Source organism: Anabaena sp. FACHB-1237 (assembly GCF_014696225.1).
GTDB lineage: Bacteria > Cyanobacteriota > Cyanobacteriia > Cyanobacteriales > Nostocaceae > FACHB-1237.
The window spans coordinates 1-13,900 of the sequence record NZ_JACJPV010000045.1 but is presented as its reverse complement, the minus strand read 5'-3'; the positions used below and the strand labels follow the sequence as shown (position 1 = coordinate 13,900).

Annotated in this window: 11 protein-coding genes; 5 read left to right on the top strand and 6 right to left on the bottom strand. The window is 33.3% G+C overall.

Annotated features, from left to right (window positions below):
• Positions 1–582: 582 nt before the first annotated feature.
• From yhdJ to H6F32_RS17055, 3 genes are all read right to left on the bottom strand, one after another.
• The gene (gene yhdJ, locus H6F32_RS17065; protein ID WP_190370503.1) at positions 583–1,425 is read right to left on the bottom strand and encodes an adenine-specific DNA-methyltransferase; all 843 of its coding nucleotides are present in this window, start codon (positions 1,423–1,425) and stop codon (positions 583–585) included.
• 84 nt (positions 1,426–1,509) lie between these two features.
• Positions 1,510–3,426: an ABC-F family ATP-binding cassette domain-containing protein gene (locus H6F32_RS17060; protein WP_190370502.1), complete on the bottom strand. Its 1,917-nt coding sequence runs from the start codon at positions 3,424–3,426 to the stop codon at positions 1,510–1,512.
• 288 nt (positions 3,427–3,714) lie between these two features.
• The gene (locus tag H6F32_RS17055) at positions 3,715–4,131 is read right to left on the bottom strand and encodes a DUF1824 family protein (RefSeq protein WP_190370501.1); all 417 of its coding nucleotides are present in this window, start codon (positions 4,129–4,131) and stop codon (positions 3,715–3,717) included.
• Positions 4,132–4,861: 730 nt separating this feature from the next.
• Between H6F32_RS17055 and H6F32_RS17050 the strand changes: the two genes are divergently transcribed.
• From H6F32_RS17050 to H6F32_RS17040, 3 genes are all read left to right on the top strand, one after another.
• Positions 4,862–6,670, top strand: a complete 1,809-nt coding sequence (locus tag H6F32_RS17050; protein ID WP_190370500.1) for an ABC transporter transmembrane domain-containing protein — start codon at positions 4,862–4,864, stop codon at positions 6,668–6,670.
• Between the two features lie 70 nt (positions 6,671–6,740).
• Positions 6,741–7,157, top strand: coding sequence for a hypothetical protein (locus tag H6F32_RS17045; protein WP_190370499.1), 417 nt, complete (start codon positions 6,741–6,743; stop codon positions 7,155–7,157).
• Positions 7,158–7,305: 148 nt separating this feature from the next.
• The gene (locus tag H6F32_RS17040; protein ID WP_190370498.1) at positions 7,306–8,286 is read left to right on the top strand and encodes a DnaJ C-terminal domain-containing protein; all 981 of its coding nucleotides are present in this window, start codon (positions 7,306–7,308) and stop codon (positions 8,284–8,286) included.
• Between the two features lie 95 nt (positions 8,287–8,381).
• On the opposite strand, the gene H6F32_RS17035 is transcribed toward H6F32_RS17040, so the two are convergent.
• Both H6F32_RS17035 and H6F32_RS17030 read right to left on the bottom strand, forming a co-directional pair.
• Positions 8,382–8,912, bottom strand: coding sequence for a peroxiredoxin (locus H6F32_RS17035; protein ID WP_190370497.1), 531 nt, complete (start codon positions 8,910–8,912; stop codon positions 8,382–8,384).
• A gap of 86 nt (positions 8,913–8,998) precedes the next feature.
• The gene (locus H6F32_RS17030; RefSeq protein WP_190370496.1) at positions 8,999–9,610 is read right to left on the bottom strand and encodes a peroxiredoxin; all 612 of its coding nucleotides are present in this window, start codon (positions 9,608–9,610) and stop codon (positions 8,999–9,001) included.
• Positions 9,611–9,663: 53 nt separating this feature from the next.
• Here H6F32_RS17030 and H6F32_RS17025 point away from each other — a divergent pair, with 53 nt between their 5' ends.
• Together H6F32_RS17025 and H6F32_RS17020 are read left to right on the top strand one after the other, a co-directional pair.
• Complete coding sequence (locus H6F32_RS17025; protein WP_190370495.1) at positions 9,664–11,679, top strand: amylo-alpha-1,6-glucosidase; 2,016 nt, start codon at positions 9,664–9,666, stop codon at positions 11,677–11,679.
• Between the two features lie 173 nt (positions 11,680–11,852).
• On the top strand, positions 11,853–12,962 hold the full coding sequence (locus H6F32_RS17020) for a site-specific DNA-methyltransferase (RefSeq protein ID WP_190370494.1): 1,110 nt from the start codon (positions 11,853–11,855) through the stop codon (positions 12,960–12,962).
• A 115-nt stretch (positions 12,963–13,077) separates the two neighbouring features.
• On the opposite strand, the gene H6F32_RS17015 is transcribed toward H6F32_RS17020, so the two are convergent.
• Positions 13,078–13,641, bottom strand: coding sequence for a restriction endonuclease (locus H6F32_RS17015; RefSeq protein WP_190370493.1), 564 nt, complete (start codon positions 13,639–13,641; stop codon positions 13,078–13,080).
• Positions 13,642–13,900 lie beyond the last annotated feature (259 nt).

The following is a 13,900-nucleotide window of genomic DNA, read 5'->3' as shown; positions in this document are numbered from 1 at the left end:
TCAGTAATTGTATGAGTTAGATCCCTATTTTCTCAAAAAAGTTGCCGATCTTGCTTTGATCTTGTGTTTAAATATCTTTTGATTTTCAGCACCTTTTGTGCTGAGATAATAGTATATCCTAAAATGTCCCTATATAAACATTTTATCAGTAGATGATCATACTTTCGTGAGTAGGGTACTGGTGGAAGGTTGGGTTATTTCCTTCAGGGTTGTGGAGTAACAGAAAGAAACCTAAGATTAAACTTGTCAATATTTGATAATATCATGCTTCATCATCAAATATTTCATCTTCCATATTAAACTCAATTCGATTTTGTAAAACTGTTTCTTCAATTACTTGAACACCTCTGTTAAATTCCAAGACTTGATTAAATCTCAACTATAATTATTATGAGGTACAGATATTAATGATAAAACCCTTGTAACACAGGCATCTTGCGTGTTCCTATTGTACCTCCTGTAGATGGAATGTGCTGTATCTCCACATCCAGGAAAATATTTATTAAGAATAGCAATTATTGTTTTTGTCAAATCATGCTGTAGTATTTACATTAAAAATGCTCCCCTGTATAATGTCTAAATCTACTTTTTACCATTTCTATTTTTAATTTTATGACTTTTTTGCAGTGGTAAAAGTTTTTCTCCCTCATATTCTTCCATTCCTAAAACTCGTCTTAAACCAATTTTCAAATATTCTTCTTGAGATTCAATACTAATAGATTTCCTACCCAAAAGTTTAGCAACAGCAGCAGTAGTAAAAGTTCCTGCAAAAGGATCAAGTATTAAACTTTCTTCATGACTACTGGCTAAAATAATTCTTTCTAACAACGCCTCCGGTTTTTGAGAAGGATGATTTTCATATTCTGGCATTCTATACCTCACACGAGGAAAATACCAAGCATTACCAGGAACTTTTTCCGTATTATATGGAGTAGGTACTGACTTTCTATAATCAATTAATTGACGTTGTGCGCCAGTTTTTGCGGTAATTTTGATATTTTCTGCATTAAAAATATAATTATTTTTATCTTTGACACATTGCAGAATCGGTTCATACATTGAACCAAAATATTTTGTAGCTTGCACTCCAGAACTATCATAATGCCAAATTATCCGACTAAGAATAGTTAATTTTTTTCTTAAATAAATATCAAAATAAGCCATTGCTTGTGTACTTGTCATTACATACATTGTCCCATTAGATTTGAGAATGCGAATACACTCGTCAAGCCATTTATATGACCAATTTATATACTCTTCTTCTGAATCCCATTTATCATGAAAATTAGCAAATCTCTTACCTATATTATAGGGAGGATCAATGAAAATTAAATCCACTGATTCTGAAGCAATTTGATTTGATAAAATGCTGGTAGCGTCACCATGAAATATAGTATCTCCTGCACTTTTATAAGTTTTAAACATTGTTTTTTATCAAAGAATTGTATACTTCAATATTGGACATTTCCCCAAGTTATATCAAAAATTGGGGATATTATCATCTAATTTTTAAGATTCCATTTCTGCTAATTCTAACCACCTTTCTGTGGCTTTATCAATATCTAACTTAAGTTTTTCTACCTGTTCATACAACTTCTGCACTTGACTATAATTTCCTGGTTTCACATTAGCTAATTCCCTTTCTGTGGTAGTTTTCTCCTCTTCCAATTTGGCAATTTTTCCCTCCAATTGTTCAAACTCTTTTCTTTCCCAATTGGATAACCTTTTACGTTTTTTAGTTTCCGTTACTGTGGTGGTTAATGTTGCAGGTTTTTCTACAACTACATTTTTCACAGTTTCTTGTTGTTCTGCTTCTTCCGCTTTTTTATAATCTAAATAAATAGAATAATTACCTGGATATTTGCGGAAAATTCCTCCCTCTTCTAAAGCAAAAATTGTATCTACTGTCCGATCTAAAAAATAGCGATCGTGAGATACTACAATTACACAACCATTAAAATCTTCTAAATAGTCTTCTAACACTGCTAATGTTTGTACATCTAAATCATTTGTGGGTTCATCTAATATTAAAACATTGGGCGCACTAATAAGAATACGTAATAAAAATAAACGTCTTTTTTCTCCTCCCGACAGTTTATAAATAGGTGCATATTGTTGATTTCCAGGAAATAAAAACCTCTCTAACATTTGGGAAGCAGTAATTTTTGTACCATCGGATATTTTAACAAATTCTCCCTCTTCTTTAATATAATCAATTACTCTTTGATCTTCATTTACTGCTGTTAATAATTCCTCGGAATGTTGATCAAAATAACCGATATGAATTGTACCGCCAATTTCCACTGTACCTGAATCTGGTTCAATTCTTTTGGTTATCATATCCATTAAAGTAGATTTTCCTGTGCCATTTCCGCCAATAATGCCGATGCGATCTTCAGGACTAAATTCATAGGTAAAATCATTAATTAAGGTTCTGCCATCATACCCTTTAGTAACATGATTTAAGTCAATAACTTTTTTACCAATACGTCGGCCAACAGTGGAAATATCCACCTTTCCCTGAACTTGTTTAAATTCAGTTTCTCGCATAGCATTAACGCGATCAATTCTGGCTTTCTGTTTGGTACTTCTAGCTTTTGGTCCTTTTTTTAACCATTCTAATTCTCGACGTAATACCCCTTGATGTTTTCTTTGACTACTAATAGCAGACTCTTCCGCTAAGGCTTTCTTTTCTAAATAATAGGAATAATTTCCTGTATAAGTGTAAATATCTCCTCGATCAATTTCTATAATTCTATTAGTAACTTTATCCAGAAAATAGCGATCATGGGTAATTAATAAAAGCGCACCACGATAGCGATTCAAATAACTTTGTAACCATTCTACAGATAAGGCATCAAGATGGTTTGTAGGTTCATCCATTAATAATAAATCAGGTTCAGATATCAATGCTGCTGCTAAAGCAATTCTTTTTCTATATCCTCCTGATAATGTGCCGACTTTAGCATCAAAGTCACAAATTCCTAACTTGGTTAAAATAATTTTAGCATTAGTTTCTACTTCCCAAGCACCAGAAGAATCCATCTTTTGCATAATTTGTGAAAGTCGAGACATTAATTGAGTATCTTCAGGATGATGGGCTAATTTATCAGATATTTCTTCATATTCTTTAACCAGGTTCATTTGTTCGCCACTATCGGCAAATACTTGTTCTAAAACTGTGTGATTTTCGTCCATTTCTGGCTGTTGTGGCAAATAAACTACTTTAGATCCTGAGTTGACTAAAATTTGTCCACTATCAATAGATTCTAACCCAGCAATCATTTTTAATAATGTGGATTTTCCTGATCCATTAGTACCAATTAATCCAACTTTATCGTTAATATCAAGGCTAAAATTCGCATCTTTTAATATTTCTTTAATGCCAAAATCTTTTTTTACTGCTTGTAAGGTAATAACACTCATATTAATTTAATCTGGTTATTTAATCTAGGGTTTAATTGAGGTTTTGGAGGTAAATTGTAATTAAATTATTATTGCGATATTATTGCGATCGCCATTGCCATTATAGCATTTTTCATCTCATATTTTCAAATAAGTTAAAAAATAAGTTAAAAAATAAGTTAAAAAAACATCTGTGTTTATCTACGCTTAATTATTAATTATTTTATCTAAGATTATCCTTACTATATTTATAATATTATTTAATTAATAATGGTGCGTTACGCTGCGTTAACGCACCCTACGGTTGTGTTACACGAATAAGTCTAGGGGTAAATGTCCATACATTTCATTAATCCCCCCTTCCTGATATGATTGACATGATACCAATACCCCCCGATGATGTCCAGGGTATGAATCAAGATAACATAGTCCATTCTTACCGTTTAACTTGATATATACTGGTCCTTCGGGATGGGGTAAATTACTAGGAGGTTGATAACCTAATGCACGAGAATAGGTTTTCATGGCTAAAATTCCTTCATCGGCCGTATCCGCACAAATACCTAATATTTGATAGTCAGCAATACTACTGACAAAAATTAAGGCCTCACGGATCACAATTTTTTCCGATGGTTTGAGAATGGGGGCAATATCCAAACAATTGAATTTGTTGAGTATTTTTTTGGCTTCTTGCAGTGTCATTTGGCGATGGTTGGAAGTAGACATGAGGTTATTTTGTCTAGTGTTAGTTGTGGCTGTATCAGGATGGAGATTTGTTTACTTTACTAGCATTTTTGAGTAAAATCAAGATTTGACAAAAAATGCTAGGGTTTGTACTGAAAATCATCATTTGGTCATGCTTAACCCTGGAAAATGTTTCATGTTACTTGTCAATGTTACTTGATTTGTGCAAGAATTAATTTCTCAATGAATATTTTTCTAATATAGTTCTGGAAACTGCAATTTGACCATTGATTGATTAGGTATTTTTTTCAAGTTTATTTCTCCTGATATATGCTGATATTTCATTACCATAATACTGATGAATGTCAGAAAACGAAATCATCAATTTCTGAAATTTATGATGACTATTGACTGGTAAATGTTCCCAAAATACCCTTTCTTATTTGTGTTATATTAGACAATTTCCTAAAAATCAATAGCAGTCCAGAAGTTTTACATAATGTCATCATAGATTGTTATAGCAATTTTCAGGTAAATGAACCACATTTTGATTCTGGTTTCCCGCAAAGACGCATTAGCGAAGCAAAGCAATTTCAGTGCGTTAGGCGCAAACAAAGACTAAAATTAATTTAGAGCGCGGTCTAAATACATGAAAACTGCTGTAATGTAGCTATTGTTTTGATGTTAAAAAGCAATTCCGTTAATTTTGTGGTAGTATTAGTTATAAGTAATCCCAAAACTAACAATTAATACAATTAACATAAGAACTGATGTGGCTATAACATTGAAGTCTCCCCGGTTATCTAAAAAACATCGTCATTTTCCCCATGCTCTCCAACGTTTGTTTAACTATGGCAGTAAGTATCGTAAACAAGTGCAATTGGCTATTATATCATCTACTTTGAATAAGTTTTTTGATTTAGCACCACCACTATTAGTGGGTGTTGCCGTAGATGTGGTTGTTCAACAACATGATTCTATCATTGCTAAGTTAGGTGTCAAAGATATTTATGGGCAATTCTTGATTTTATCTTTGGTAACTGTGATTACTTGGGTGTTAGAATCAGTGTTTGAATATTGCTACAAATTATTATGGCGTAATTTGGCTCAAAATATTCAACATAATTTACGAGTAGATGGTTATAAGCATTTACAAGACTTAGAATTGGCCTATTTTGAAGAACATAGTACAGGTGGTTTAATGTCTATTTTGAGTGATGATATTAACCAATTGGAACGTTTTCTAGATGTGGGTGCTAATGATATTATTCAAGTAATTACTACTATTATCTTGGTGGGTGGAGCATTTTTTATTTTAGCACCTAGTGTGGCCTGGATGGCAATTCTACCTATGCCATTTATTTTGGTTGGTTCAATTGCTTTCCAGAAGTTTTTAGCTCCACGTTATGCAGAAGTTAGAGAAAAAGTAGGGTTAATTAATAGTAGGTTATCTAACAATTTGAGCGGAATTACTACTATTAAAAGTTTCACAGCAGAAGATTATGAAACCGCTAGAATAACGGATGAAAGTATGGGTTATTGTCGCAGTAATGCTAAAGCGATCGCTTTATCTGCTGCTTATATTCCCATTATTAGAATGTTTATTTTAACAGCTTTTACGGTATTATTACTATTTGGTGGAATGGCTGTAATTGACGGTAATTTGGCGGTAGGTGCTTACAGTTCTTTGGTGTTTTTGGTACAACTTTTATTATGGCCATTAACCAGATTAGGAGATACCTTTGATTTATATCAAAGGGCTATGGCTTCTACTAATAGAGTTATGGATTTATTGCATACTCCCTTAACAATTCATCCCGGTAATATTGAATTACCAATGGATATTGTCAAGGGAAATTTGGAATTTAAAAATGTCACTTTTGCCTATAAAGATAGAGAACCAGTCATTAAAAATCTATCTTTGGAAATTCCCGCAGGTAACACTATTGGTATTGTGGGTTCTACTGGTTCAGGAAAAAGCACTTTAGTTAAATTACTATTGCGATTTTATGAGATAGAACATGGTAGAATTTTGTTGGATAATATTGACTTAAAACAATTGAATTTACGAGATTTAAGGCGATGTATTGGTTTAGTAAGTCAAGACATATTCTTATTTCATGGTACAGTGTCCGAAAATATATCCTATGGAACTTTTAACGCTACAGATCGAGATATAATTATGGCCGCAAAAATCGCAGAAGCAGATGATTTTATTATGGCTTTACCCCAAGGTTATGAAACAATTGTAGGGGAAAGAGGACAAAAATTATCAGGAGGACAAAAACAAAGAATAGCTATTGCCCGCGCAGTTTTAAAAGATCCACCTATATTAATATTAGATGAAGCTACTTCTGCCGTAGATAATGAAACTGAAGCAGCAATTCAAAGATCCCTTGACAGAATTACCGTGAATAGAACTACAATAGCGATCGCTCATCGTCTTTCTACCATCCGCAATGCTGACTGCATTTATGTCATGGAACATGGTAAATTAGTAGAAGCAGGAACCCATGAACAACTATTAGAAAAAAATGGCATTTATACCAATCTTTGGAATGTACAATCTGGAGTAAAATAGCTAGATATCCTCCAGATCCCCGACTTCTTCAACAAGTCGGGGATCTATATCCACATCTACCATCAAAAATATGTTTTTCACTAATTCCCAAACCGAAACAGCCGAAAATAAATGGAAACGACAAATAGATAGATTTGCCAAAGAAAATCAAACCGAATTAGCCGCATTATTTTGGGCTTTATGGTTAGAAAATGGCAATAGCCAAGGTACAATAGGTATTGATTTAAAACCCCAGCCTCACTTTGTGTATTGTCCACAAATTGAGATAGAAAAACTCAATCATAACGTTGAAAATAGACTACAGGAAATTTTAGGAATAATTGCTAATAATAATCCCGAAAAAGAAGTAGTAATGATCGTCATTGGTATGGCAGAAATTAAACTAGTTCAATTTGCACCAGAACCACCCCCACCAGCTTGTTTTCAACAAATTGGTCAAGATATAGATAGTTTATTAGACCTATTAGAAAACCGCTTGAGTCAATAATTTAGATCCCTTCAGATCCCGGACTTCTTACAGAAGTCCGGGATCTGAGTCAACAAAAAAGATTCTTTGTATTCAAAACTCTGACAATTACTAGCAACTTGAGCTATTTTAGAAGATAAATAACGGAAATTTTACAGGAGGCTGATAGATGGCTGCAACCGACTTTAAAGATTATTATTCAATTTTAGGAATTAGTAAAACAGCAAGTCCAGAAGAAATTAAACAAGCCTTTCGTAAACTTGCTCGTAAATACCACCCCGACGTTAATCCTAATAACAAACAAGCAGAAGCCAAATTTAAAGAAGTTAATGAGGCTTACGAGGTATTATCGGATACAGATAAGCGCAAGAAATATGATCAATATGGTCAATACTGGAAACAAGTTGGACAAGGCTTTCCTGGAGGTGCTGGTTCGGGTGTAGATATGAGTGGCTTTGATTTTAGTCAGTATGGTAGCTTTAACGATTTTATTAATGAGTTATTTGGAGGTGCTGGACCCCGTACCAATAGACAAAATTCCTCCTATCGCAGTTCCAGTGGTCGTCCTGGTGGCGGTTTTGGAGATTTTGGCTTTCAAGATGCTGGAGGTACAAACCAAGATACGGAAGCTGTCATTAATTTAACCTTTAGTGAAGCATTTTCTGGCGCACAAAAACGTTTTACTTTAGGTAATGAAGTTATTGATGTGCGTATTCCTTCTGGGGCAAAAACTGGAACTCGTTTAAGAGTGCGTGGTAAAGGTCAAGTTAATCCAATGACTCAACAAAGAGGGGATTTATATTTAAAGGTAGAATTACAAAATCATTCTTTTTTCCAGTTTGAAGGTGATAATCTTGTTTGTGAAGTACCTATTACTCCCGATGAAGCTACTTTAGGAGCTTCTATTGATGTACCTACACCAGATGGTAGTGTTAATGTAAAATTACCTGCCGGTGTACGTTCTGGTCAATCTTTGCGGTTACGGGGTAAAGGTTGGCCATTACCTAAAGGTGGACGTAGTGATCAGTTAGTCAAGGTGGCGATCGCTCCTCCCAAAGAATTAACCGCTCAAGAAAGGGAGTATTATGAGAAAATTCGGGCTATTCGTACTTATAACCCTCGAAGTCATTTACAGCAAGTGAAACTATAACTGGTAATTGGTAATTGGTAATTGGTAATTGGTAATTGATTTTTCCACCAATTATATACAATTATATAATTATAGTGATCAAAAATTATCAATTATCAATTAAATTGGGCTAACAATGTTTCCACAGTAGCATTATGATCAAGAAAGGAAAACAAATGTCTGTAGATTAATTTACCATCTTTATCTAATACAAATTGTGCCGGTAAAGGTGCGCCTAATGCTTGCCCTACATGATACGTACGAAAAATATGACAACTAGAATCACTTAAAAGTGGCATTTTTAAACCTAAGTCTTGTACCACTATTTGACTTTGTTTTTTGTCCGTACTAGTAATCATTAAAACTTCAATTCCTCGATCTTTAAATTTCTCATAGTTTTCATTCAAGGATTTAATATGGGGATAGCAAAAAGGACAATATTGTTTTTCTGTAAAAATGCGAGTAAATGCTAATAAAATAGGTTGTTGATGACGATAATCTGATAATTTTATAGTGCGATTACTGGTAACATCAAATAATTTAAAATCTGGTGTTCCTATACCTAAACGTAAATTATCTAAAGCAGGAATAGGTAAAAAATTCCTAAAAAATCTTTCGTTAAATAAACCTGTAAAATCTGTGATCATAATTGGTAATTAGTAATTGGTGTTGGCGTGTTGGCGGATATGGTAATTGGATAAAATATAATTCTCCTGACTCCTTGATCTCCTTCTTATATTTCCGCAAAATACATTTTAGACTTAACAGGATCAGCTATTAAAGTTTTACCTCCTGGTTGCCAATCAGCAGGACAAACTTCATCAGTATGCTTTTGTACATGCTGAATAGCTTGTAATATTCTTAATGTTTCATCTATACTGCGTCCAAAAGCTAGATTATTAACAGTCATATATTGGATGATACCATCTTTATCAATAATAAATAAACCACGTAAAGCAATACCGACGGAAGGATCGAGAACATTATAAGCAGTGCTAATTTCTTTTTTAATATCAGAAACTAAGGGATAATACAAATCACCTACACCTCCTAACTTACGATCTGTTTGAATCCAAGCAAGATGAGAAAATTCGCTATCAACAGAAATACCGATAACTTCAGTATTAAGTTGACTAAAATCTTCATAGCGATCGCTAAAAGCAGCGACTTCTGTAGGACAAACAAAGGTAAAATCTAAAGGGTAAAAAAACAGAACCACATACTTACCACGATAGTCAGAAAGTTTAATTTGCTTAAATTCCTGATCTATAACGGCTGTAGCTGCGAAATCAGGAGCTTTTTTACCAACGCGCAGGTATTCTTCTGTTCCGTAGGTAATAGTCATTTAATCATATCTCCTTTATTTATCCTTCATGAATATCATATCATTTATAGCTTATGAAAATCCAACCAACAATAGATACAAGGGAATGGTTACTCACTAATGGTTCAGGGGGGTTTGCCAGTGGTACAGTAGCGGATGTAAGAACACGGACTTACCACGGTTGGTTGTTCGCTACAACCAATCCTACTTCAGAGCGTAAACTGTTATTATCTCATATAGAAGCTAGTTTAGAAATTAATAATCAGGTCATCAATTTGGGAGCAAATATTTGGCAAAAGGAGAAAATTGATCTACCAGGTGATAATTTATTAACTTGCTTTGAGGTTGATCCTGTGCCTAAATGGGTATGGAGTCATGATAATTGGCAGTTAGCTAGAAAGTTAATTATGCCCTATGCTGTAGGTAAAGAACGGGAAAATAGTAATTTATCTTTATCACAAAGTTTGTTAGTAGAATATAGTTATAAAGGCAAAAAACCAGCAGTTTTAAAATTAAGATTATTAGTAGGCGATCGCAATTTCCATCATCAACAGATTTACCATCAGAACTTACAATTCTCCCAAATATTAACCGATAAAACCCTTTGTTTACAGGCTATGAATGCCAGTAATTTTGGTACACCTTGGCATTTACGCTGGACAAAAGGAAAATATAAAAGTGAAGGGATATGGTATTGGAATTATCAATTATTAGAAGAGACCAATCGAGGATTAAGTGATCACGAGGATCTTTTCAGTCCAGGATATTTAATAGTGGAATTATCACCAGGAGAAACTATCACATTATCGGCCACAGTAGGTTTACCAAATAATTCAGATATTGGTATTAATACCCATAGTTTTAATCAAGCTGTAAATGCAGAAAAAGCAAGATTAAATCAGATATTTTCCAGATATAAAACAGCCCCAGAAAACATAACATCATTGCCAGAAAAACTATTAAAAGCAGGAGATCAATTCATAGTTTATCGTGCTTCTATTGCCAGTCCAACGATTATAGCCGGATATCATTGGTTTAATGATTGGGGTAGAGATACATTAATTTCCTTGCCAGGATTAACATTGACCACAGGGAGATTCGATTTAGCCAAACAAATATTAAAAACCTTTGGAAGCTATTGCCGAAATGGATTAATTCCTAACTCCTTTGGTGATCTAGATAGTCAACCATTTTATAATAGTATAGATGCAGCTTTATGGTGGATTGAAACATTAGGATTATATTTAGACTTAACAGAAGATTGGCAATTCTTACTAGAAGAATTTCCCGTAGTGCAACAAATTTATCAGGCTTTTATTAATGGAACTCATTATAATATTCAAGTGGATAGTACCGATGGTTTAGTAAGTTGGGATGCTCCAGGAGTAGCCTTAACCTGGATGGATGCTATAGTTAATGGTATTCCTATAACACCGCGTTATGGTAAACCAATAGAAATTAATGCTTTATGGTATTCAGCCTTATGTTGGTTGAGTAAATGGGCAGAAAAATTGAGTGAAATTGATCTTGCTAATGCTGTGAAATTAAATAAATTTGGAGAACGTTATACACAACAAAAAGAACAAGTAAAACAGTCATTACAAAAATTTTGGCATGGACAAATAGGGTATTTATATGACACAATTGAATTAAATGATAGTCGTAATTTGCAAATTCGTCCTAATGCAATTTTAGCCTTATCCTTATCTCATTGTGCTTTTTCAGAAATACAAGGAAAACAAATATTAGAATTAGCAACCGAGCGGTTATTAACACCCTATGGTTTACGTAGTCTGGATGCACAAGATCCGCAATATATTGGTAAATATGAAGGAGATGTGGAAAAACGCGATCGCGCTTATCATCAAGGAACAGTATGGAGTTGGTTAATAGGTCCCTACATTCGTGCGTGGCAAAAATTTTATCCAGATCAACCTATACCTTTTGACTGGAAACCCTTGTTAGATCATTTTCTCCATGATAGTTGTTTAAATTCCATTTCTGAAGTTTTTGATGGAGATTCACCCCATCAACCTAGAGGGGCAGTAGCGCAAGCATGGTCAGTAGCAGAAGTGCTGCGGCATATTTAATGATATAAAAATGCTATAAATATTTACAGTTACAACTAGGTAGTAGTGGAAAGTAAATATTTAAACGTGATAGCGGTGGCTTACCATAGATATCGCTTTTTGACAAAAATTGCCAGATAACCCAATATAGGTTATTATGACTATTGAAAATTGGTTATGAGGTCAATATAAAAGTGAAAATTAACCCAGAGGACATACTTGTAGATCAAATAATCTTAGAAGATTCCCTAAAAATACTTCATAATCTGCCGGATGAAAGTGTAGATTTAGTTGTATCTTCACCTCCCTATAATTTAGGTAAAGAATATGAATCTAAACAGGCTCTTGATATTTATTTAAAAGAACAAACATTAGTATTAAAAGAATGTTCTAGGATTTTGAAAAAAACAGGTTCTTTATTTTGGCAAGTTGGAGCTTTTGCTGATAAAGGAATGCTCATTCCTTTAGATATTCGGTTTTTTCCCATTCTTGAATCTTGCAATTTAATTCCTCGTAATCGTATTATTTGGGCTAGACAACATGGACTACACGCTCAAAAGAAATTTTCTTGTAGACATGAAACAATTCTTTGGTTTACTAAATCTGATAACTATAAATTTAATTTAGATGCAATTAGAGTTCCCCAGAAATATCAAAATAAGAAACATTTTCGAGGAAATCGTAAAGGTGAACTTTCATGTAATCCAGATGGTAAGAATCCTGGTGATATTTGGATGTTTCGCAATGTTAAACACAATCATGAAGAACAAACTATACACCCCTGTCAATTTCCAGAAGATTTAGTAGCTAGAATTATCTTAGCTACAACCGACAAAAATGATATTGTGTTAGATCCTTATATGGGTACTGGTACTGTAGCAGTAGTAGCTAGAGATCATGAACGCCATTTTATCGGTACAGAAATTGAACCAAAATATCATGAGGTTGCTCTACGTCGTCTTAGTGGTAAACCAGATGACAATGGATATTTTCCTAATTTAAAGACATTGCGTGATTATATTGATAAAACCGGTGAACCTATCGAAAAATTTAGATTTGATTTGCAAATAGGACATAGAGCTTCAGAACGCAGTAAAGCAAAAATTTATTCAGAAGAATATCATTTACAAGAAATGGAAGATAGATTACTATATGAAGAAACTGCTTTTGCTGCTGGGTTAAGAAATGAAGAACTTCCCATAGATCCAAAGCTGAATGGAACTGGAAAGAAAACACAGTTGCAAAATAAACCAGTTAAGGAAGTAGAAAATATTGAACAAGTTGAACTGAAATTATGGATTTAATATGGATCTAATACAGTATGATCAAAGAGTCATAACTTAGGAATAAAAAAGGTTAAATCAAATATTTAACCTTTGTTGTTTTACCTATTTATATGTAATATACTCACATCAATAGTCATACCAAATGAAATGTATATTGATTATTTTTATTCCCTAATCTTATTTGGTATTGACATGGATTTTGAGTTACAATATTCCTAGCAGTTTTATTTTCATATTCTGTCCAAATAGCTGATGAAACTGTATTTATATGTTCAAATAAACCAACCACTCTAGTTGGTATTTTAAACAATTTTATTTCATCTAGGGCTGATAATTGTTGAACAGCTTGCTCATAGTACAGTGAACTGTTAGACGAAGGTAATATTTGGGATTTAGTAATTATAATCATGAGATTAATAGACTGTCCTCCTAATTGAGTACCTTTTTGAAGGAAAAACTCTACTCTTGCTGTATTGTTAAGTAAAAATGGATAGTTAGAAAACTGATTTTCAATAATAAATCCTGCTTTAGCAAGATCAATTTCTTTTCCAAAAAACTTGTATTCTTTTGGAATTGGAAGTTTATTCCATCCAAGTAGATTGAGATTATTCTCAATATATAAATTTGTTCCTACTGGATCGAAAATAGGTTCTCCTTGTTTATTAGCTTGAGTTGAGGCTTTAATGTGTAAAGGCATTTTAGCGAGTACAGTTTCAATCTCATTCCACTCTCTATAATAATAGGTATTAATAACAGTCAGGACTTACGCAACTGGCACAGCGATCGCTAATTATTAGTATATGTGTACTGCAATAATGAAGATGTTATGGAATCAGACTGATTGAGAATTGTTAATAGTAATAGATTAAATAAATGACGGGTATTAATTTTATGAGAGAATGATGATAGGGTACATTAAGAAATTAATTAACGATGAAATTTACTAAACTTAATTA

Excerpts from the sequence above, each read along its gene's own strand:
- yhdJ (WP_190370503.1), bottom strand. The coding sequence starts at position 1,425 with ATGTTTAAAACTTATAAAAGTGCAGGAGATACTATATTTCATGGTGAC.
- H6F32_RS17060 (WP_190370502.1), bottom strand. The coding sequence starts at position 3,426 with ATGAGTGTTATTACCTTACAAGCAGTAAAAAAAGATTTTGGCATTAAA.
- H6F32_RS17055 (WP_190370501.1), bottom strand. The coding sequence starts at position 4,131 with ATGTCTACTTCCAACCATCGCCAAATGACACTGCAAGAAGCCAAAAAA.
- H6F32_RS17045 (WP_190370499.1), top strand. The coding sequence starts at position 6,741 with ATGTTTTTCACTAATTCCCAAACCGAAACAGCCGAAAATAAATGGAAA.
- H6F32_RS17040 (WP_190370498.1), top strand. The coding sequence starts at position 7,306 with ATGGCTGCAACCGACTTTAAAGATTATTATTCAATTTTAGGAATTAGT.
- H6F32_RS17035 (WP_190370497.1), bottom strand. The coding sequence starts at position 8,912 with ATGATCACAGATTTTACAGGTTTATTTAACGAAAGATTTTTTAGGAAT.
- H6F32_RS17030 (WP_190370496.1), bottom strand. The coding sequence starts at position 9,610 with ATGACTATTACCTACGGAACAGAAGAATACCTGCGCGTTGGTAAAAAA.
- H6F32_RS17025 (WP_190370495.1), top strand. The coding sequence starts at position 9,664 with ATGAAAATCCAACCAACAATAGATACAAGGGAATGGTTACTCACTAAT.
- H6F32_RS17015 (WP_190370493.1), bottom strand. The coding sequence starts at position 13,641 with ATGCCTTTACACATTAAAGCCTCAACTCAAGCTAATAAACAAGGAGAA.